We start from the raw sequence: 21,139 nt of genomic DNA, 5'->3' as shown, positions 1-21,139 counted from the left end.
TTGTCGCCGCGGAATTTCTGCGCTACCTAACGGTCGGCTTGGCACATTCCTCGCGCCAACCGGCTGGGCGGCGGTGGGTGGCGCCGGCACAACGGGGACCGGGGACCGATAACCTCTCACGCATGCGGCGCACCCGCATGGGGTTGGACACGGATTGACTGCCCTCCTGGTCTCGAACGTCGGTTTGCTGCTGGTGGAGATGGTGGCCTATTTCGCCGCCATGCTGGCGCTATTCCGCGCCCGCGGCACGCTCGGCATCGGCGCCTTCTTCTGCGCCCTCGGCAGCCTCCATTTCATGGAGACCTATCTCGCCGCAAGCTATTACGTGGCGCTGCCGCTCGGCGTGTCGCTCTCTCCCGGCTCGGTGGTGATGTTCGCCGGCAAGCTCGCGCTGCTGCTCCTGGTCTATATCCGCGAGGATGCGCTTGTGGCGCGCCAGCCGATCTATGGGCTGATGCTGGGCAATGGCATCCTGCTGGTGCTCGTGGCGCTGCTGCGCACCCATTATACGACGCCTGCGCCCGGCGTGCCGGCCGACCTCGCCTTCATGGACCAGGTGGGCGTGCTGATGGCCTGGGGCACCCTGCTCCTGTTCATCGACTGCGTGGCGCTGATCCTGCTCTACGAGCGCCTGTCCCGGCTGTTCCGGGGGTCGCTGGTCCTGACGATCTGGGCGGCGCTGGCGCTCGTGCTGACCTTCGATCAGCTGGCCTTCTTCACGGTGCTGAACGTTTCCCTCGGCGTGCCGCTCTCCGCCGGCATCGGCGGCTGGATCGGCAAGCTGGCGGCCGCCGCGGTCTATGCCAGCATGCTGGCGGTCTACCTCACGCGCTTCGAGCGGCGCCGCGAGGGGCCGAGCCCGAGCATCACCGATGTGTTCGACACCCTCACCTACCGCCAGAAGTACGAGAAGCTGGAGATCGCCTCGCGCCACGACGCGCTCACGCAGGCGCTGCACCGGGGACAGTTCGACCCGCTCGGCCGCGACCTGATCGCGGTCGCCGGCACCAGCGGACAGCCGCTCAGCCTGCTCCTGGTGGACGTCGACGGCTTCAAGGAAGTCAATGACGGCCACGGCCACCCGGTGGGCGACGAGGTGCTGCGCCGGCTTGCCGGAGCGCTCAGAGAAGGGCTGCGGCGCGGCGACTACGTGGTGCGCTACGGCGGCGACGAGTTCGCCATCTTCACGCCCGGCGTGAACCACCGGGCGGCCATGCAGATCGCCGCCATGATCCGCCAGCGGGTGGAGGCCGCGCCCCTGCCGCCCGGCATCCCGTCGCAATCGGTGTCCATCGGCATCGCCACCACGCCGGACGACGGGACGAACTTGACGGACCTGCTCGCCACGGCCGACAAGCGGCTCTATGCGGCCAAGGGGGCAGGGCGCGACCGCACCGTGGGCGCCTTCGACACCTGAGCTGCCGGACACGTCGCCACAGAACCGGACTCCACATGCTCGAAGGCCTCCCCCCCAACGACGCGACCCACGTCATGCGCGTCAGCGCGCCGCGCGAGAAGGCCCGGCGCATCGCCGACCTGATCTCGGAGACCTACGACCCGGCCGAGGTGGCGGTGGCCAATTTCGAGGCGCCGGACGGAGAATGGGTGGTGGAGGTGTTCGCCGGAGCGGCGTTCGACCCCGACGACCTCAAGGCGCTGGTGGCCTGCGCCGCCGGCGAGGCGCTCGCAGACGCGGTGTCGTTCTCGCAGATCGCCGAGACCGACTGGGTGGCGGCAAGCCTGGAAGGCCTCGCCCCGGTGAGGGTGGGTCCGTTCATGGTGCACGGCGCCCATGACCGCGCGCGGGTGAAGGGCGCCACCATCGGCATCGAGATCGAAGCGGCGCTGGCCTTCGGCACCGGCCACCACGGCACCACGCAAGGCTGCCTCGCGGCGGTGGCGGACGCCGCCCGCCGCGGCCGGCCGCGGCGCATCCTCGACATCGGCACGGGAACCGGGGTGCTCGCCATCGCCGCCGCGCGGGCCCTGCGCACGCGGGTGACGGCGAGCGACATCGATATCGTCGCGGTCAGAACGGCGCGGGAGAACGCGTGCGCCAACGGCGCCGCGCCCTTTGTGCGGTTCGTGCACGCGGCGGGCGCGGACGCGCGCGCCGTGGGCCAGGACGGCCCCTACGACCTGATCCTCGCCAACATCCTGCTGCCGCCGCTGAAGCGGCTGGCGCGACCGCTGTGCGCGCTCCTCGCGCCCGGAGGCACGGTGGTTCTGTCGGGACTGCTCGATGCCCAGGCATCGGCGGCGCTTTCCGCCTACCGCGCCCGGGGGCTTCATCTGGTGCGCCGCCGCTCCATCGAGGGCTGGACGACGCTCACGCTCGCGCGCGAGGCCGGGCGGCCTCTGCTGCGGCGCTAGATCACGCGCCGATCAGCGCCGGCCGCGCTCGTAGCCGCTCATGTGGCGGGCGATCTCGCGCTCGGCCTGGGCGCTGCGCGCGGCGATGATCGCGTCGAGCACGCGGGCGAAGAACCCCTTGGCGGGGGTGGCCGACGTGACGGCTACGCTCTTCTGGCCGGCGAGGGACTTCGGGAAGGTAACGGCGCTCATGGAGGCCTCCTGCTGCGGCGGTCGAGGTGAAGCTGCGACCGCGATGCAGTGCAATATATGCCGCACTGCAGCAGGAGAGAATGGATAGGTCAGCATGACTGCCCTGCATTGCGCGCAATGCAGGCGGATTTGGAAGCTGACTAATGTCTGTGCAATTTGCACCCGCACCCGACCTGCACGCACCGGAGGGTCCGGGGCGCGGCCAGGCAGCGAAGGCGCCGGCGATACGGCGCCTCAGGCGGTGCGCTCAGGACGCCCGCGCAGCCATGGCCACCGAGCGCCCGAGGCCCTCGGGCCGCGGCAATGCCGCATGGGCAGCGCGCATGGTGGCCACGAGGGCCAGCACGTCGTCCGGGAAGGGAACCGCGCGGCGGGACGCAAGGTCGACGTGGATCGCCACCTGCTCGCAGGTGGCGGACTCCCACCCTTCGATGGCATGATGCAGCGTCTGGAAAAGGTGCAGGCGCTTGTCGTCGTAGTCGACGAGCCGAAGGGTGACGCGAACCGGGCTTTCCGGCTTCAATTCGCGCAGGTAGCGCACATGCGCTTCGGCGGTGAAGAAGGAGGCGCCGCAGGTCTCGGCGTAGTCGGGACCGAGGCCGAGCAGCTGGGATGCCTCGTCCACCGCACGGTCGAACAAGAGATTGTAATAGGCCATGTTCAGATGGCCGTTATAGTCGATCCACTCGCGCTCGACCTTCATGGCGGAGGAGACGAAGGGAGCGAAGAACACGGGTTCGAAGTCGATCCGGTGTAACATGGCGAGCCGCCTGTGGCAGGAAGTTTGCTCGATTGTTATTCAGTGTGCCGACACAACAGGCATTCGTCACGCCTGAAATCATGCGAAGCAGGCGCCGGGCGCGAATCAGAAAAAGCACTGTCAAGGAAAAACGGTTCCGGTCCCGTCGATTTTACCGCCTCGCCGATCTCGTGTCCCTGTCCGACCCTAATCCCTCACGGATACAAGTTAAGGAATCGTAAATGCTTGTTGCATCCGCGAAATCCGATTCTCCCTCGGCGGAGCGTGTCGCCCTGGCCACGCAGGAACTGAAATCGACGCTTGATCACAAGATCGTGACAAATGCCGTCATCCGGTCTCAGCATGCCAATGTCACCACCTATCTGCCGAACGAGCCCGCGGACGTGGTCGTGTTCGCCGAGACCGTCGCCGACGTGCAGCAGGCGGTCCGCATCTGCGCCGCGCACAAGGTGCCGGTGATCCCGTGGGGCGCGGGCACCTCGCTGGAGGGCCAGGTCAACGCCCCGTTCGGCGGCGTGTGCATCGACCTCTCGCGCATGAACCGCATCGTCGCCGTCAATTCCGAGGACCTCGACTGCGTCATCGAGCCCGGCGTCACCCGCAAGCGGCTCAACGAGGAACTGCGCGACCAAGGCCTGTTCTTCCCGATCGATCCCGGCGCCGACGCCTCGCTGGGCGGCATGGTGTCCACCCGCGCCTCGGGCACCAACGCGGTGCGCTACGGCACCATGAAGGACAACGTGCTCTCGCTCGACGTGGTCACGCCCTCGGGCGAGCTCATCACCACCGCGACGCGCGCCCGCAAGTCCTCGGCCGGCTACGACCTCACCCGGCTCTATGTGGGAGCGGAAGGCACGCTCGGCATCGTCACCGGCATCACGCTCAAGCTCTACGGCATCCCCGAGGCGATCTCGGCGGCGGTCTGCCCGTTCCCGTCCATCGAGGCGGCGTGCAATGCGGTCATCATGACCATCCAGTGCGGCATCCCGGTGGCGCGCATCGAGCTGCTCGACGAGGTGCAGGTTCGCGCCTCCAACGCCTATGCCAAGCTCGCGCTCGCCGAGACGCCGACCCTGTTCCTGGAATTCCACGGCACCGAGGCCAGCGTGCACGAGCAGGCGGACCGCTTCGGCACCATCGCCGCCGAGTTCGGCGGCGGGCCCGCCGCCTTCGCGGTCAAGCCCGAGGAGCGCACGAAGCTCTGGCAGGCGCGCCACGACGCCTACTGGTCGGCGCTGCCGCTGCGCCCCGGCGCCAAGGCGGTGGCCACCGACGTGTGCGTGCCGATCTCGCGGCTCGCCGAATGCGTCATGGAGACCAAGCGCGACATCGAGGAAATGGGCCTCGTCGCCCCCATCGTCGGCCATGTGGGCGACGGCAACTTCCACACCACGCTGATGGTGGACCACGACGACCCGGCGGACGTGGAGAAGGCCCATCACTACATGAAGCGCCTCGTCGCCCGCGCGCTCGCCATGGGCGGCACCTGCACCGGCGAGCACGGCATCGGCCAGGGCAAGATGGGCTACATGGCGGCCGAGCACGGCGAGGCGGCGCTCGACGTGATGCGCGCCATCAAGCGCACGCTCGACCCCGACAACATCATGAACCCGGGCAAGATCGTCGCGATCTGATCGCAATCGCCCGGCATACGGGACGTCGCGCCGCGCTGCGGCGCGCGACATTTTCGGGAGTGTGGGTGTGCAGGGCATCCTGATTGGGCTCGCCTCGGCGGTCATCCTCGCCATCGGCGGCGCGTTCGCGGCGCCCTACGTGGTGGACTGGAACGCCTGGCGCGGCACGTTCGAGAGCGAGATCGGCCACGCCATCGGCCTGCCGGTGGTGATCCGCGGGCCGATCGAAGCCCAGATCCTGCCCGCCCCGCGCATTGTCCTGCGCGACGTGACGCTGGGCGACGTGGTGTCCACCGGCGGCACCGTGAAGGAGCTGCGCGCCGAACTCTCCCTCGGCGCCCTGATGCGCGGCGAAGTGGAGGCGACCGGCGTCGCGCTGGAGCGTCCGCAGATGCGCCTGGTGCTCGATTCCGCCGGCCGCTTCGCGCTGCCCACCGGCGCCGCGCGCCCGGCTCATCTCTCCATCGCCCGGTTCGAGATCGCCAACGGCTCGCTCGATCTGCTCGACCGTGCCGCGGACCGCACCGTCACCCTCACCGACCTCGACCTGCGCGGCGAGGCGCGCTCGCTCGCCGGCCCGTTCCGGCTCGACGGCGAGGTGGAGGCGTCCGGCGCCCGCTTCGGCCTGCGCTCCACTCTGGGCACGGCGGGGGCGGACGGCACCGGCCGCCTGCGCGTGGTGCTCGACGGGCGTACCAGCCCGTTCGCCCTCGACCTCGACGGCGCGCTCGGCTTCGACGCCGGCAAGCCGCGCTACGAGGGCCGCGCCGCCCTTGTCCGGCGCGGCCAGAGCGGCGGCCAGGGCGGGCTGGAGGCGTGGCAGCTGTCCGGCCAGGTCCGCGCCACCCCGGAGGCGGTGGTGGCGACCACCCTCGACCTCGCGTTCGGCGGCGGATCGGTGCCGCCGCAGCTCACCGGCTCGGCGCGCCTGTCCCTCGGCCGCTCCGCCGGGCTCGATGCGGTGCTGAACGGGCGCAGCCTCGATCTCGACGCGCTCAGCCGCGGCCCGGACGGGGCCAAGGCCAATGCCGGCTCCGCGGACACCGACCCGGGCGCGAGCCCGCTCTCGGCCTTCGCGCGCTTCCTCGGCGTGTTCGCGCAGCTGCCGGCGCCGCAGGCGGCGTCCCGCATCGGCGTGGCGGTGGACCAGCTGATGCTCGGCGGCACGCTGGTGCGCGACGCCCGCGCCGACGTCTCCGGCAGCCCCGCCGGCTGGCGCATCGACACGGCGGAGGCGCAGCTGCCCGGCGCGGCATCGCTGCGCCTGTCCAATGTGCCCATGCGCGCCGCCGCGCCGGGCGCCGCAAGGGATGGCTCCCAGACCGGCCCCCTCGGCGACGCCGAGCTGAGCGGCGAGGCCCAGTTCACCGCCGACGACCCGGCCGCCTTCCTGCGCTGGGCCGCCGCCGGCCTGCCGCGCGACTACGCCGCCGCGATCAAGGGCCCTGCCCGCATCGCCGGGCATTTCGAGCTGGCGCCGCGCCGCATCGCGCTCCAGCGCATCGACGGCGCGTTCGGGCAGAGCCGCGTCACCGGCAACGCCGCTGCAGGGCTCGACGGGCCGGCGCCGCGCCTTGAACTCGACCTTGCGATGGACGGCTTCGAGCTTGACCCGCTCATCGCCGCCTTGCGCACCGCCGCGATGAGCACCGGCGGCGGCGCCGACGCCAAGCTCACCCTGAAGGGCCAGAACCTCACTTTGTCCGGCCTGCCGGCGCGCGGCCTCCAGATCGACGCCGCCGCCACCGGCGGCAACTGGCGGGTCTCGCGCCTCAGGGTGGACGATCTCGGCGGCATGAGGCTCGACGGCGCCGGCTGGATGGAGAACTTCTCCACCGTCCCGCGCGGCGAGCTGAACCTTGCCGTGACCGGCGCCAAGGCCGACGGTCTCGTGCCGGTGGTGCGCCTCGTGGTGGGCGACGCCCCCGCCGACGTGCTCGCGCGCCTCCTGCCGGTGGCCGGGCCGGTGAAGCTCACCAGCGCCGCGGTCTGGTCGCAGGGGGGCGGCCGCTCGGTCTCGGCCGAAGGCACGCTCGGCCTGCTCTCCGGCACCGTGACCTTCCAGCGGCCCTCGCAGGGCGTGCCCATGAGCGTCACCGTCAAGGCGGACGCGAGCGATGCCGGGCGGATGCTGACCGCGCTCGGCGCCGAAGGGCTCGGCCCGCGGCTCGGGCCGGCCTCCGGCCAGTTCACCGCCGATCCGCTCACCGACGGGCAGTATCGCGTGCGCGGCCGGCTCTCCGTCGCCGGGCTCAATTTCAGCGGCGACGGCACGGCACTTCTCGGCACCGACGGCTCCGTTTCGCCGCGCCTCGCCATGCGGGTGGACGGCGGCGACCTCGGCCGCCTGCTGCCGCAGGTGGCGGCCGCCGCCGACGGCCCGGCGCCCGTGGCGCTCGCCTTCGGGCTGGCGCGCCAGAACGACGCCTTCCAGCTCCAGGATCTCTCGGGCTCGCTCGCCGGCGCACCGCTCTCCGGCAGCGTGGCGCTGGCGCTCGGCGCCGCGCCCCGGCTCGGCGGGCGGCTCGCCTTCGACGCGCTGTCCCTGCCGCGCGTCCTCGCTTTGCTGGGCGCCCGCGCACCGCTTCCGGAGGCCGGCGCGATCTGGGCCGGCGGCCGCCTCCAGCCGCCCGCCATCGCCAATGCCGCCGTGGACATCGAGCTTGCGGCCGACCGCCTCGCCCTCGTCGGCCCCTATAGCGCCACCGGCACGCGCATGCGCGTCGTCACCGACGCGAGCGGAATCGAGGTGCGCGACCTGACGGGAACGCTGGGCGGCGGCCAGATTGGCGCGCGGCTGAAGCTGCGCCACGAGGGCGACGCCGTCGCCGCCGAGGGCCGCCTCGTGCTCGACTCAGTGGACGCCGCCGCCCTCGCCGGGCCCGCCGGCACCCGCACGCCGCCCACCGGCAAGGTGTCGCTCGCCCTCGATCTCGGCGGCAGCGGGCGCTCGGTCGGAGCGCTGGTCCAGTCGCTGGCGGGCCAGGGCACGCTGAAGGTCGCCCGGCTCGGCATCGACGGCACCGATCCCGGCGCGCTCGCCACAGCGCTCGCTGAGACCGATGCGCTCCAGCCGCCGCCCGACGAGCGCCGTGTCGCCCAGATGCTGGAGCGCGCGCTCGGCCGGGCGCCGCTGTCCCTTCCCGCGGCCGAGACCACGCTCGCGGTGGTGAACGGCGTCGCGCGCACCTCCCCGGTGCGCGCCTCCGCCCAGGGGGTCAACGTCACCCTCGACGGCAGCCTCGACCTCGCCCGGCTCGCGCTGGAGGCGCAGATCGGCCTCGAAGGCGCGGAGGTGGCGGGCGGCATCCCCGGCGCGCAGATCGCCTGGCGCGGCCCGGTGGCCAATCCCCAGCGCCGGGTGACGGCGACCGGCCTCACCAGCGTCATCGCCCTGCGCGCCATCGAGCGCGAGACCCGCCGGCTGGAGCAGGAGCGCGCCGGCGTGCCGGCGCAGCCTTCCCTCCCGGCGGCCGTGATGCCGGTGACGCCGCCGGCCCAGACGCCGCCTCTGCCTGCCGCCGTGCCGGCCCGTCCGGCGCCGGTGCCCGCCGCGCCGGCAGCGGCTCCGCCGCCTCCCGCCCCCGCGGCCCCGATCACGCGGGCGCCCGCGCCGGTGGTCGCCCCGCCACCCGTGCAGGCCGCCCCGGTGCAGCCGCCGATGGTCCAGACTCCGGCCGTGCAGCAACCTGCCGCGCCGGCGCCGGCCGTTGCGCGTCCGGCAATTCCGTCAGCGCCCCAGCCGATCGTCCCCCAAGCCGCTACGCCGCAATCCGCCATGCCGCCGGCCCCTGCCCCTGCACAGAGCGCTGCACCCGCCGCGCCGCGCCCGGTCGCGCCGACGCCCGTGACGGCACCACCCGTGTCGCCGCCGGTCCAGGCGGCGCCGCCCCCGGCCCGTCCTCAACTCCCGGCGGCCGCACCGCCGCCCGCCGCCGCGCGCTCGCCCGCGCAGGATCCGATCGAGCGCCGGCCGGCCCCGCCCCCCGCGCCCCAGAGCTTCGGCGTCGGCACCGCGCCGCCGCCGGAGGCCCCGGTCCGCCGGCCCGCGCCGCCCCCGGTCACGGAGACGCCACGTCCGGCGCACCAGGCCGAGAGCCCGCCGCCGCGCCGCGAGCCGCGGCCCCAGCCAGCGCCGCCACCGGCGGCCGCACCCTTGCCGTCCGAACCCGCGCTGCCGCCGACCCAAGGCTTCGGCGACGTGCCGCGCCCGCCGGCCCTGGTGGGCGGGCGCTGAGCCTTCCGGGGGAGACGCGCCGGCCGCGGCGTGGCAGACTTGGCCCATGATCCGATCGCGTGAAGGCGCCGCGCCCGCAATCCCATCCGCCGCCGGCGACCTCGCTCCCAAGGCGGACGCGGACGGGGCGAAGGTGCTGTCGGCTCTGGAGGCGGTGCTCGCCAAGGTGGAGAAGGCGGCGCAGCTGTCCGATCCCACCAAGATGGTGCACGACGCCCGCAAGGCGATGAAGGAATATCGCGGCTTGCTGCGGCTCGTGCCGGGGGAGCGCGCCAAGGCCGCGCGGCGCGCCACCGCCGCCGCCGCGCGCATTCTCTCCGCGGCGCGCGACCGGGCGGCGGCGCAGGACGCGCTGCGGCACCTGGCAGACGAGGGCCTCGCCGCCGAGGACGACATCGCGGCCGCCCGCGCCGCCATCGGCGAGGATCCGGCGCCGGGCGACGAGCGCGAGGATCATCGCGCGGAACTGGCCGACTTCCTCACCGCCGCGCGCGCCGCACTGGCGGACGGGCTGGCGGCGGAGGCGGCGGACGCCGACGTGGTGGCAGGCCTCACCCGCGCCTACCGCCAGGCGCGGCGGGCCCGCTTCGACAGCCCGGACCACATGCACGAGGCGCGCAAGCGCGTGGTGACGCACCGCTACCAGATGAGCTTCGTCGCTGCCGCCGAGGACGGCCGGGCCGGCAGGCTCGGCGCCCGGCGCGCCACCCGCGCCCAGGACCTGCGCGACCTGCTCGGCGCCTACCAGGACATCGAGACGCTGCGTCCCATGCTGGAGGCGGCGGCGGGCACGCTCGGCGAGGAGCGCCAGGCGCGGCTGGACGAGGCCATGGCGCGCCTCCAGCGCCAGCTGAAGCGGGCGGCGATCAAGCTCCACCGCCGGCTGTTCCGGCGCCGCGCCGGCGCCTTCGCCAGCAAGGTCCGCCGCGCCTTGTGAGCGCGACGCCTGGCCCGGTCGGTCAGGCCGAACCGGCGATGGCGCGGGAGATGATGATCTTCTGGATGTCGCTGGTGCCTTCGTAGATCTGGCACACGCGCACGTCGCGATAGATGCGCTCCACCGGGAAGTCGTCCAGATAGCCGTAGCCGCCGAAGGTCTGGAGCGCGCGCGAGACGATGCGTTCCGCCGCCTCGGAGGCGAACAGCTTGGCGATCGCCGCCTCGGTGAGGCAGGGCAGGCCGTCGTCCTTCATCCGCGCCGCATTGAGCACCAGCTGGGTGGCGGCCTCGAGATCCGTGCGCATCTCGGCGAGACGGAAGGCCAGCGCCTGGTGCTCGATGATCGCCTTGCCGAACGCGCGCCGCTCCTTGGCATAGGCGACCGCCGCCTCATAGGCCGCGCGCGCCATGCCCACCGACTGGGCGGCGATGCCGATGCGCCCGGTCTCCAGCGACGACAGAGCGATGCGGTAGCCTTCGCCCTCCTCGCCGATGCGGTAGTCGGCCGGCACCTCCAGGTCCTCGAAGCGCAGCGAGCAGGTGTCGGAGGCGCGCTGGCCGAGCTTGTCCTCCACCTTCGCCACCACATAGCCCTTCGCCGAGGTGGGCACGAGGAAGGCGGTCATGGGGTTGCGGGCGGCCGAGCCCTCCACCTTGGCGAACAGCACGATCCAGCCGCCGATCTTGCCGGAGGTGATGAATTCCTTGCCGCCATTGATGACATAGCGGTCGTTGCGCCGCACGGCGCGGGTCTTCAACGCGCCGGCGTCCGAGCCGGCGTCGGATTCGGTCAGGCCGAAGGCGCCGATGAATTCCCCGCGCGCGGCGGGGCGCAGCACCTCCTCCTTCTGGGCGTCGCTGCCGTAGCGCTCCAGGATGGCGTTGAACGGGGCGTTGTGGACGCTCATGAGGGTGGAGACCGCTCCGTCGCCGGCGGCCACCTCCATGAGGGCATGGGCATAGCTGACATAGTCGGCGCCCGCCCCGTCATAGGCCTCGGGCACCGTCATGCCGAGGAAGCCGAGATCCGCGAGGCCCTTCAGAACCGCGGGCTCGATCGCCTTCTCCTTGTCGCGGCGCGCGGCGCCGGGCGCCAGAACGTCGCGGGCGAAGGCGGCCGCGGTCTCCTTGATGAGGCGCTGTTCCTCGGTCATCTCGTTCTCCCCGCTGCGCCGCTCTGGCCCGGCGCATTTCCCGGCTCCGCCCGGCATTGTCAAGCGGCGCGCGCCCGGCGGGAAGTCCCGGCGGCGCAGGCCATAATTTCGACCCGGCGGGATGGACACTTGACCCCCGTCAAGGTTCCATGGCCCGGAACGGCCCACCCCTGCCGGCCTGTTCGGCCGCGGGGCAGGACAACCGAAAGAGCCGGCACCGTATCCCGCCCGACGTCCGTTGGAAGCTGCGCCATGCCCGTCACCCAGACCGCGCCCTCTCTCCTGCCGGCGGCCGCGCCTGCGGCGGCGCCCGCTCCTGCCGCAACTGCGCTGACCCCGGTCCCCGCAGCGCCCGCCGCACCGGAGCCCGCAGCAGGCGCGGCGATCCCCGCGCCCTGGCGCCTGCCGATGGCCGGCTTTCCCGCGCTGCCCGCCTTTCTGTGCCCGGACGAGGAGGATTTCGAGAGCGGCACCGCGCCGGCCGCCTTCCGCGCCGTGGACCGCGCCGCCGCCGCGCTCGGCGCGCGGGCGACGCAGGGCCTCTCGCCCATCGGCATGTCGCTCGCGGTGATGGACTGGTGGATGCACCTCGCCGCCGCCCCCGGCAAGCAGGCGGAGCTGGCCGTCAAGGCCTGGCGCAAGGCGGCGCGGTTCGGCGCCTATGCCGCCGCCTCCACCTTCGACCGGAGCCTGCCGGCCTGCATCCAGCCGCTGGAGGGGGACGAGCGCTTCTCCGCCCCGTCCTGGCAGGACTGGCCGTTCCGCTTCTGGTACCAGGGCTTCCTCCTGAACCAGCAGTGGTGGCACAACGCCACCCAAGGCGTTCCGGGCGTGTCGCCCCACAACGAGGCGGTGGTGGCGTTCGCGGCGCGCCAGATGCTCGACATGGCCTCGCCCTCCAATTCGCCGTTCACCAATCCGGAGGTGCTCAAGCGCGCGCGCCAGACGCTGGGCGGCAACTTCGTGGAGGGCGCGCGCAACCTCCTGGAGGACCAGGCGCGCAAGGCCGCCGGCCAGCCGCCGGTGGGGGCGGAGGCCTTCACCCCCGGCAAGGAGGTGGCGGTCACGCCCGGCGAGGTGATCTACCGCAACCACCTGATGGAGCTGATCCAGTACCGCGCCACCACGCGCGACGTGGAGGCCGAGCCGATCCTGATCGTGCCGGCCTGGATCATGAAGTATTACATCCTCGATCTGTCGCCGCAGAACTCGCTGATCCGCTATCTGGTGGACAAGGGCCACACGGTGTTCTGCATCTCCTGGCGCAACGTCACCAAGGAGGACCGCGACCTGGGCTTCGAGGACTACCGCACGCTCGGCGTGATGGCGGCGCTCGACATCGTGAGCCAGGTGGTGCCGGGCCAGAAGGTGCATGCGGCGGGCTACTGCCTCGGCGGCACGCTGCTCGCCATCGCCGCCGCGGCCATGGCTCGGACCGGCGACGCGCGGCTGAAGTCCATGACGCTGTTCGCCGCCCAGACCGACTTCTCCGAGCCGGGCGAGCTGCAGCTGTTCGTCGACCCGAGCGCGCTCTATGCGCTGGAAAGCGTCATGTGGGACCAGGGCTACCTGTCCGCCGGCCAGATGGCGGGAGCGTTCCAGATGCTGCGCTCCAACGACCTCGTCTGGTCGCGCATGGTGCGCGAGTATCTCATGGGCGAGCGCGCGCCCATGAACGACCTCATGGCCTGGAACGCCGACGCCACGCGCCTGCCCTACCGCATGCATTCGGAATATCTGCGCAAGATGTTCCTGGAGAACGACCTCGCCGCCGGCCGCTACCAGGTGGACGGGCGGCCGGTGGCGCTCCAGAACATCCGCGTGCCGCTGTTCGTGGTGGGCACCGAGCGCGACCACGTGGCGCCCTGGACGTCGGTCTACAAGATCCACCAGCTCGCCGACACGGACGTGACCTTCGTGCTGGCCTCGGGCGGGCACAATGCGGGAATCGTTTCCGAGCCCGGCCACAAGCGCCGCCATTTCCGCATCCACGACACGCCCCACGGCGCGCTCCATGTGAGCCCGCAGGAATGGATGGAGCAGAACCCGCCGCAGGAGGGCTCCTGGTGGCCGGCCTGGGAGGCGTGGCTCACGGCCCACTCGTCCGGGCGCATCCACCTGCCCTATATCGGCACCCCCGGCCACAAGGTGCTCGGACCGGCGCCGGGCACCTATGTGATGCAGCGCTAGGCTCCCGCCGTCAGCGCCGAGGCCTCAGCTACAGACGTTCAAGCCGCCGTCATGCCCCCTCCCGTCCGGGGCATCCGCCCTGCGGCCGCTTGCGCCGCCTTGAATGCAAAGGCGTCCGCCCGGCCGCAGGGCGGATCCCCCGCACGAGGCGGGGGACGACGGCGGGGAGGGATGACGGCGGGGACATGACACTCGGGAACACGCCGCCCTACGGCGCCAGCACCGCGGCGCCGGTGAGCCGGCCGGCGCGCAGGTCGTCGAGCGCGCGGTTCGCATCCGCGAGCGCATAGGGCGTCACGTGCGTCGCGACGCCGGCCTTCGGCGCCATGTCGAGGAATTCGTATGCGTCCTGCCGGGTGAGGTTCGCCACCGAGAGAATCTTGCGCTCCTCCCACAGCCACGCATAGGGGAAGGCGGGAATGTCGCTCATGTGGATGCCGCCGCACACCACGCGCCCGCCCTTGCGCACCGCCTTCAGCGCCTGCGGCACCAGCTCGCCCGCGGGGGCGAAGATGAGGGCGGCGTCGAGCGGCTCGGGCGACGGCGCGTCCGAGCCGCCGGCATGGACGGCGCCAAGCGCGCGGGCGAAGTCCTGCGCCGCGCGATCGCCCGGCCGGGTGAAGGCGTAGACCTCCCGGCCCTGCCAGCGCGCCACCTGGGCGATGATGTGGGCCGCCGCGCCGAAGCCGTAGAGGCCGATGCGGCGCCCCTCGCCCGCCATCTTCAGCGTGCGCCAGCCGATCAGCCCGGCGCACAGGAGCGGCGCGAGGGCGGTGTCCTCCCCCGCCTCCCCGAGCGGATAGGCGAAGGCCGCGTCGGCCACCATGTGGCTGGCGAAGCCACCGTCGCGCGTGCAGCCGGTGAACACCGGGGCGTCGCAGAGATTTTCCTCCTGCGCCGCGCAATAGGGGCAGACGCCGCAGGCCTGCCCGAGCCAGCCGATCCCCACCCGCTCGCCGAGGCGAAGATGCGCGACGCCGGCGCCGAGCGACGCCACCCGGCCCACCACCTCGTGGCCCGGCACGACGGGATAGCGCGCCTGCGGCAGCTCGCCGTCGACCACGTGGAGATCGGTGCGGCAGACGCCGCAGGCCGAGACCGCGATTACCACCTCGCCTGGCCCGGGCACGGGGTCGGGCCGCTCCTGCTCAACCAGGCGCTCACCGGGGGCATTCAGGACCATGGCGCGCATGGGCGGACTCCTTTGTGGCCTCCTTTGCCGCCTCCTTGGGCGCACCGGCGAAGAGTGGCACCGCCGACACCGGCGCGCCATGTGCCGGCGCAAGGACACCCTTGCTTTTCCGGTGACCGCTTTCTCACCCCTCGCGACCTGCCCCCTCTCCCGAGGGAGAGGGGTAGGGCAAGGGGTTCCGCCGTCGCCGAGGCGGAACGCGCGCTTCAGGCGGCCCGCCCCTCACCCTGCCCTCTCCCCGCCGGGGAGAGAGTTCCATCGCGCAGCGGCACCGGAACGGAAGGCGCGACCCTCAACTGCCGCCGATGAAGATGCCGGCGGCCAGCACCAAAGCGCCGCCCAGCACCACCTGGAACACCGAGCGCAGGAACGGCGTCTCCATGTAGCGGTTCTGGATGAAGGCGATGGCCCACAATTCCACGAACACCACGGCGATGGCGATCGCCGTCGCGGTCCAGAAATCCGGGATGAGGTAGGGCAGAGCGTGGCCGAGGCCGCCCACCGCCGTCATCACACCCGAGGCGATGCCGCGCTTCAGCGGCGAGCCGCGGCCCGAGATCACGCCGTCGTCGTGCACCGCCTCGGTGAAGCCCATGGAGATGCCCGCGCCCACCGCGGCGGCGAGGCCGACCAGCAGCGTGGTGTGGGAATTCTGCGTGGCGAAGGCGGTGGCGAAGATGGGGGCGAGGGTGGAAACCGAGCCGTCCATCAGCCCGGCGAGGCCCGGCTGCACCCAGGTGAGCACGAACTGGCGCCGGGCCTTCTCGTCCTCCTCCTGCTTCCTGTCGACGGGCAGGTACTTCTCGGCCAGCGAGCCGGCGATCTCCTCGTGCTGAAGCTCCACCTTGTAGAGGCTGTCCAGCAGCGCGCGGGTGCCGGGATCGGTCGCCTTCTTCTGCGCCTCGAGATAGAAACTGGCGCTCTCGTCCTCCATCCGCCCGACTTCCTGGCGGATGCGATCGATGCCGAGGTTGCAGATCACCCAGGCCGGCCTGCGGCTGTAATAGCCGGCGATGGACTCGCGCCGGACCAGTGGCACATGGGGGCCGAAGCGACGCTCGAAGTCGCGCTTCAGGTTCGCCGCATGGCCGCGCTCCTGCGCCGCCATGCCCTCGAAGACATTGGCCGTGTCCGGATACTCGGTCCGCAGCGCGGCGGCATAGTCGTCATAGGTGCGCGCGTCGTCTTCCTCGGAGGAGATGGCGAGGGCGAGCACCTCGCTCTCGCTGAGGTCGGAAAAGCGCCTGCGACCCACAAGCGCGGGAAGGGCGGAGAACATGCCGTGACTCCAGTTTAAATTGATTCTAAAGAACCATATGAAGGGCCGCGGGCGACGCGGCAATGACACGGACGCGCCAAGGCTAAGGCGAAGTGCCGCAGGCGCCGGCGCCGCGCCTTCGAGAGCAGAGCATGCACGCCGAGACCTCCACCGCCACGGCAAACCTCGACCCGCCCGCCGCCGCCGGCGGCCGGGTGCTGTTCGCGCTCGCGGCGCTGCCGCTGCTGGCGGGCACGGTCCTGCTGCTCGGCTTCGGCCGACCCGACGCCGCGCACGTCGCCTTCGTGCTGGGCACCGCGCCGGTGCTGGCCGCGCTGGTGCTGGAGATCGTCCGCTCGCTCAAGGCCGGCCAGTTCGGCCTCGACATCCTCGCCGCTCTGTCCATGAGCGCCGCGCTGGCCTTCGGCGAGCCGCTCGCCGGCAACGTGGTGGCGCTCATGTATGCGGGCGGCCAGCTGCTGGAGGCGCTGGCGCAGAACCGGGCGCGGCGCGAGATGACCCAGCTTGTCGCCCGCGCGCCGCGCACCGCGCTCCGGCGCGAGGGCGAGGACCTCGTCAGCCGGCCCATCGCGGCGATCGGGCCCGGCGACGTTCTCCTGGTGCGCCACGGAGATGCCGTGCCGGTGGACGGACGGATCGCCGACGGTTCCGGCCTCCTCGACCAGTCCGCGATCACCGGAGAGGCGCACCCGGTGCGGCGCGGCGCTGGGGAAACCGCCTTGTCGGGTTCGGTCAATGTGGGTCCCGCCTTCGACCTCGTCGCGCTGAAGAGCGCGCGCGAGAGCACCTATGCCGCCATCGTGCGGCTGGTGGAGGCGGCCGCCGGCAGTCGCGCGCCTTTGGTGCGGCTCGCCGACCGCTACGCGCTCGGCTTCCTCGCGGTGTCGCTCGCCCTGGCGGCGGGCGCGGCGCTCCTGTCCGGCGACCCGCGCCGCGCGCTCGCGGTGCTGGTGGTGGCGACCCCCTGCCCCCTGATTCTCGCGGTTCCGGTGGCACTCATGGCGGGCCTGTCGCGCGCCGCGAAGCTCGGCGTCCTGGTGAAGAGCGGCGGCGCGCTGGAGGCCATGGCACGGGTGCGCGCGCTGGTGCTCGACAAGACCGGAACGCTCACCGAAGGCCGCGCCGCCATCGCCGCCATCGACGTGGCGGACGGCTTTGATCCGGACGAGGTGCTGCGCCTCGCCGCGAGCCTCGACCAGGCCTCGAACCATGTGGTGGCGGAGGCGCTGGTGGCGGCGGCCCGCGCCCGCGGCCTCCCGCTGTCGGCGCCGCAGGACGTGGCGGAGGACGGCGGCGCCGGCCTCACCGGCCGGGTCGAGGGCTACACGGTGGCGATCGGCTCGGGCGCCTATGTGGGCGCGCGGGCATCCGGCCGCCTTCCCGAGGTCCGCCGGTCCGAGGAGGACGCCACCGCCATGGTCAAGGTCGCGGTGGACGGTCGGCTCGCCGGGCGCATCGTGCTCGCCGACCACATGCGCGCCGAGGCGCCGGCCATGGCGGCGGCGCTGCGCGCGGCCGGCGTCGACCATATCCGCCTCGCCTCGGGCGACCGGAGCGCAGCGGTGGCGGCCCTGTGCCGCCGCATCGGCGCCGACGACTGCGCCGGCGACCTCGCCCCGGAGGAGAAGGTCGCGACCGTGACGTCGGCGCGCGCCTTCGGCCCGGTGATGATGGTGGGCGACGGCGTCAACGACGCGCCGGCGCTCGCCGCCGCCGACGTGGGCGTCGCCATGGGCGCGCGCGGCGCCGCGGCCTCCGCCGAGGTGGCGGACGTGGTGCTGCTGGTGGACCGGCTGGACCGGCTGGCCGAGGGCGTGGCGGCGGCACGGCGCGCGCTCGCCATCGCCCGCCAGAGCGTCATCGCCGGCATCGCCCTGTCGGTGCTGGGCATGCTGGCGGCGGCGTTCGGCTATCTGCCGCCGGTCGAGGGCGCGCTGCTGCAGGAGGCCATCGACGTGGCGGTGATCCTCAACGCGCTGCGCGCGCTGCTGCCCGGCGCCCCGCCGCGTCCGCCGCAGGCCGGCACCGCCGCGCACCCGGCCGGCGGCTGCGCCGCCTGCCGCTCCTCCTGCCCCTGACGGGGGCTCAGAGCATCTCGCCGCGCAGCAGCTTCGGCACCTCGCCGGTGAGGCCGGCGGCGTCGCGGATAAACAGGCCCTTGAGGCGCGGCAGCCGGTCCACCAGGCCGAGGCCCACGTCGCGCACCGCGCGCAGCACGTCCGAGCGGTTGGAGAACAGGCGGTTGAGCCCGTCGGTCGCGACCCCCATGGCCAGGGTGTCGAACCGCCGCCAGCGCTGGTAGCGCTCCAGCACCGAGGGGGCGGCGAAATCGAGCCCGACGCGGGCGGCGTCGGTGACCACCTCGGCCAGCGCCGCCACGTCGCGCAGGCCCATATTGAGGCCCTGGCCGGCGATGGGGTGGATGAGGTGGGCGGCATCGCCCACCAAAGCCAGGCGGTCGCCGATGAAGCTGCGCGCCATGGCGAAGCCGAGCGGATAGGCACGCGGCTTGGAGACCACCTTCACCCAGCCGAGCTTGTGGCCGAAGCGCTGTTCCAGCTCCTCCTGGAACGAGGTCGCGGGCAGCGCAAGCAGGCGCTCGGCGTCCGCGGTGCGCTCGGTCCACACCACCGAGCAGCGGTTGCCCGGCAGCGGCAAGGTGGCGAACGGGCCGGCGGGCAGGAAATGCTCCTCCGCCCGGCCCTCGTGTGGGCGCTCGTGCTCCACCGTGAAGGTGATGCCGCTCTGGCCGTAGCCCCACGACACGTTGGTGATACCCGCCATGGTGCGCAGGCGCGAGCGCGCCCCGTCGCAGGCCACCAGCAGGCGGGTGGAAAGGCGCTCGCCGGCGCCGAAGCTCAGCCCCACGCCGCCGCGGCCGGCCTCGAACGCGTCCACCGCCGCGCCGCGCAGGTCGATGCCGGCGGCGCGCGCCGCCTGAAGCAGCGCCGCCTGGAGGGCGGCGTTGGGCACCATGTGCGCGAACGCCTCGCCCGGCTCCACCTCGCCGTCGAAGGTGAGGAACACCGGGCGCGCCACGTCGCGGGTGCGGCTGTCGGTGACGATCATGGAGCAGATCGGCTGCGCGGCGGCGGCCACGCCCTCCCACGCGCCGAGCGCCATCAGCATGCGCCGCGCGCCGGCGGCGATGGCCGAGCAGCGCCCGTCGTCGGCGCCGAGCCGGTCGAGGCCGGGATCGAACAGCACGATGTCCGCGTCCGGGCCGAGGCCCTGGCGCAGCGCGAGCGCGAGGCTCAGCCCCGCGAGGCCGCCGCCGACGATGGCCACGTCCGAGGCAGGCTGGGCCGAAAGGACCCCCTCGATGCCGCCGGAGGCGGCGGCGCCCATGGTGCCGGTGCCGATCATCGTGCCCTTCTCCTTCTGCCTGCCCCCCGGCAGCGGCTGCCGAATGGGGAAGCGACTTGACGCGGGCTGCTGCGCCATGGCGTTTTCGTCCAAGGCCCGCCGCGCCTGGCGCGGCCCCAGCGAGCGCGCCATGACCGAGCCCTCCTCCGACGCCACACCCGATACGCAGACGTCCGCCGCGCAGACGCCCTCCGGCGACCGGCAGCCCGACGTCGATGCCCTGCTCGGCATCCTCGACCTCGAACAGTTGGAGATCAACCTGTTCCGGGGTCGCAGCGGCTCGCCCGGCGGCGGACGGGTGTTCGGCGGCCAGGTGATCGCCCAGGCGCTGGTGGCGGCGCGCCGCACCGTGGACCCGGCCCGCGTGGTCCACTCGCTGCACGGCTACTTCCTGCTGGGCGGCGATCCCTCCATTCCCATCGTCTACGACGTAGACCGCATCCGCGACGGCAGGTCCTTCGCCACGCGGCGGGTGGTGGCGATCCAGCATGGGCGCGCGATCTTCTTCATGTCGGCCTCGTTCCAGGTGGTCGAGGACGGGCTGACGCACCAGGCGAAGATGCCGCACGTGCCGACGCCGGAGGAGCTGCCGCCCGACGAGGTGTGGCGCGAGCGGCTGCTGAAGCGCTTTCCGGCCGCCGCCTTGCGCGACTGGATGGCGCTGCGCCCGCTGGAGGTGAAGCCCATCTTCCTCGACGGCTCCTATGCCACCAGCTCGCCCGACGCCAAGGCCAGCCTGTGGCTGCGGGCGCGCGGGCGCCTGCCGGACGACCTGCCCACCCACCAGGCGGTGCTCGCTTATGCCTCGGACCTCTCGCTGCTCCAGGCGGCGCTGGTGCCGCACGGGCGCAGCGTGTTCGACGCCGACCTGCAATGCGCCAGCCTCGACCACGCGCTGTGGCTGCACCAGCCGTTCCGCGCCGACGAGTGGCTGCTCTACAGCCAGGAAAGCCCCATGGCGACCGGCGCGCGCGGCTTCTGCCGCGGCCAGCTCTTCACCCGCGACGGCGTGCTGGTGGCCTCCTCGGCCCAGGAAGGGCTGATGCGCCCGGTGGAGCCGCGCGGGCGCTGAGCCCTCGCCCTACCCCAATGCCTCCTTTCGCGCCACCCGCCCCGGCCGCGTAACCGGCCGGGGCGCGCGCCGGGGCGGGTGCGCGCCTCCCGGCGCCCCGATCTCGGCGCACCGGGCGGCCCCGCCCTTCGCACTGCAACAGGAAATGAGCGTTGCGTGAGCGGAGAGCACAAAAAATGTGCAGCAAAAGCGGCGAGGATGGGGCGCCGATGACTCGCCAATGGGCCGTGGCGATAAAATAAGCAACCCTAACGCCCCTTCCGCGCCGCTTGGCACGGTCCTTGATTCCCCCCTTGCCCAGGCTTGGGCCGCGGCGTGGATCGCCCCGACCCGCACGGCCAAGCCGCGAGAAAACACACCGCCCCGATCGAACGGTCGCGGCGGTCATCAGGGGACAGGGACCGATCCATGAAGATCGTCATGGCCATCATCAAGCCATTCAAGCTGGAGGAGGTGCGCGACGCCCTCACCGGTATCGGCGTTCACGGCCTGACCGTGACCGAGGTGAAGGGTTACGGGCGTCAGAAGGGCCACACCGAGATCTATCGCGGCGCCGAATACGCCGTGAGCTTCCTGCCGAAGCTCAAGGTCGAGGTGGCGGTTGCGGCCGACCAGGTCGCCAAGGTGGTCGAGGCGATCACCGCCTCCGCCAAGACCGGACAGATCGGCGACGGCAAGATCTTCGTCTTCCCGATCGATCACGCCGTGCGCATCCGCACCGGCGAGACCGACGCCGACGCCCTTTGAGCCA

The 21,139-nt window shown here is 72.7% G+C and carries 15 protein-coding genes; 9 read left to right on the top strand and 6 right to left on the bottom strand.

The features are described from left to right. The first annotated feature begins 154 nt into the window (after window positions 1-154). Together D9R14_RS14725 and D9R14_RS14720 are read left to right on the top strand one after the other, a co-directional pair. Entirely contained in the window at window positions 155-1,417 is a 1,263-nt protein-coding gene (locus D9R14_RS14725) for a GGDEF domain-containing protein (RefSeq protein WP_245420816.1), read from the top strand. Between the two features lie 35 nt (window positions 1,418-1,452). Then, complete coding sequence (locus D9R14_RS14720) at window positions 1,453-2,373, top strand: 50S ribosomal protein L11 methyltransferase (protein WP_121624100.1); 921 nt, start codon at window positions 1,453-1,455, stop codon at window positions 2,371-2,373. A 12-nt stretch (window positions 2,374-2,385) separates the two neighbouring features. On the opposite strand, the gene D9R14_RS14715 is transcribed toward D9R14_RS14720, so the two are convergent. Further along, window positions 2,386-2,565, bottom strand: a complete 180-nt coding sequence (locus D9R14_RS14715) for a hypothetical protein (RefSeq protein ID WP_121624099.1) — start codon at window positions 2,563-2,565, stop codon at window positions 2,386-2,388. A gap of 247 nt (window positions 2,566-2,812) precedes the next feature. Beyond that, a complete protein-coding gene (locus tag D9R14_RS14710) occupies window positions 2,813-3,325 on the bottom strand; it encodes a thioesterase family protein (protein ID WP_121624098.1) in 513 nt (170 codons plus the stop codon). Window positions 3,326-3,546: 221 nt separating this feature from the next. Between D9R14_RS14710 and D9R14_RS14705 the strand changes: the two genes are divergently transcribed. The 3 genes from D9R14_RS14705 (at window position 3,547) to D9R14_RS14695 (ending at window position 10,133) form a co-directional block, all read left to right on the top strand. Then, entirely contained in the window at window positions 3,547-4,959 is a 1,413-nt protein-coding gene (locus tag D9R14_RS14705) for an FAD-binding oxidoreductase (protein ID WP_121624097.1), read from the top strand. Between the two features lie 67 nt (window positions 4,960-5,026). Beyond that, window positions 5,027-9,196, top strand: a complete 4,170-nt coding sequence (locus tag D9R14_RS14700) for an AsmA family protein (RefSeq protein ID WP_147453040.1) — start codon at window positions 5,027-5,029, stop codon at window positions 9,194-9,196. 46 nt (window positions 9,197-9,242) lie between these two features. Beyond that, window positions 9,243-10,133: a CHAD domain-containing protein gene (locus D9R14_RS14695; RefSeq protein ID WP_121624095.1), complete on the top strand. Its 891-nt coding sequence runs from the start codon at window positions 9,243-9,245 to the stop codon at window positions 10,131-10,133. A 22-nt stretch (window positions 10,134-10,155) separates the two neighbouring features. Here D9R14_RS14695 and D9R14_RS14690 read toward each other — a convergent pair whose 3' ends face one another. Next, the gene (locus D9R14_RS14690; protein ID WP_210210857.1) at window positions 10,156-11,289 is read right to left on the bottom strand and encodes an acyl-CoA dehydrogenase family protein; all 1,134 of its coding nucleotides are present in this window, start codon (window positions 11,287-11,289) and stop codon (window positions 10,156-10,158) included. Window positions 11,290-11,697: 408 nt separating this feature from the next. Here D9R14_RS14690 and D9R14_RS14685 point away from each other — a divergent pair, with 408 nt between their 5' ends. Further along, window positions 11,698-13,479, top strand: a complete 1,782-nt coding sequence (locus tag D9R14_RS14685) for a PHA/PHB synthase family protein (protein ID WP_210210858.1) — start codon at window positions 11,698-11,700, stop codon at window positions 13,477-13,479. 208 nt (window positions 13,480-13,687) lie between these two features. Here D9R14_RS14685 and D9R14_RS14680 read toward each other — a convergent pair whose 3' ends face one another. Next, window positions 13,688-14,671: a zinc-dependent alcohol dehydrogenase family protein gene (locus D9R14_RS14680; protein WP_121624092.1), complete on the bottom strand. Its 984-nt coding sequence runs from the start codon at window positions 14,669-14,671 to the stop codon at window positions 13,688-13,690. A 292-nt stretch (window positions 14,672-14,963) separates the two neighbouring features. Continuing rightward, on the bottom strand, window positions 14,964-15,950 hold the full coding sequence (gene mbfA / locus D9R14_RS14675; RefSeq protein ID WP_121624091.1) for an iron exporter MbfA: 987 nt from the start codon (window positions 15,948-15,950) through the stop codon (window positions 14,964-14,966). A 131-nt stretch (window positions 15,951-16,081) separates the two neighbouring features. Between mbfA and D9R14_RS14670 the strand changes: the two genes are divergently transcribed. After that, entirely contained in the window at window positions 16,082-18,028 is a 1,947-nt protein-coding gene (locus tag D9R14_RS14670) for a heavy metal translocating P-type ATPase (RefSeq protein WP_121624090.1), read from the top strand. Between the two features lie 7 nt (window positions 18,029-18,035). Here the strand turns inward: D9R14_RS14670 and D9R14_RS14665 are convergent, their stop codons facing one another. Further along, window positions 18,036-19,298: a ubiquinone biosynthesis hydroxylase gene (locus tag D9R14_RS14665; protein WP_121624089.1), complete on the bottom strand. Its 1,263-nt coding sequence runs from the start codon at window positions 19,296-19,298 to the stop codon at window positions 18,036-18,038. A 94-nt stretch (window positions 19,299-19,392) separates the two neighbouring features. Between D9R14_RS14665 and tesB the strand changes: the two genes are divergently transcribed. Then, window positions 19,393-20,388: an acyl-CoA thioesterase II gene (gene tesB / locus D9R14_RS14660; RefSeq protein ID WP_245420815.1), complete on the top strand. Its 996-nt coding sequence runs from the start codon at window positions 19,393-19,395 to the stop codon at window positions 20,386-20,388. Window positions 20,389-20,796: 408 nt separating this feature from the next. After that, the gene (locus D9R14_RS14655) at window positions 20,797-21,135 is read left to right on the top strand and encodes a P-II family nitrogen regulator (protein WP_121624088.1); all 339 of its coding nucleotides are present in this window, start codon (window positions 20,797-20,799) and stop codon (window positions 21,133-21,135) included. The last annotated feature ends 4 nt before the right edge of the window (window positions 21,136-21,139 follow it).

This window comes from Xanthobacter tagetidis, from assembly GCF_003667445.1.
GTDB classification, from domain to species: domain Bacteria; phylum Pseudomonadota; class Alphaproteobacteria; order Rhizobiales; family Xanthobacteraceae; genus Xanthobacter; species Xanthobacter tagetidis.
The sequence above is the reverse complement of the archived record's forward strand: the minus strand, read 5'-3'. Positions and strand labels throughout refer to the sequence as shown.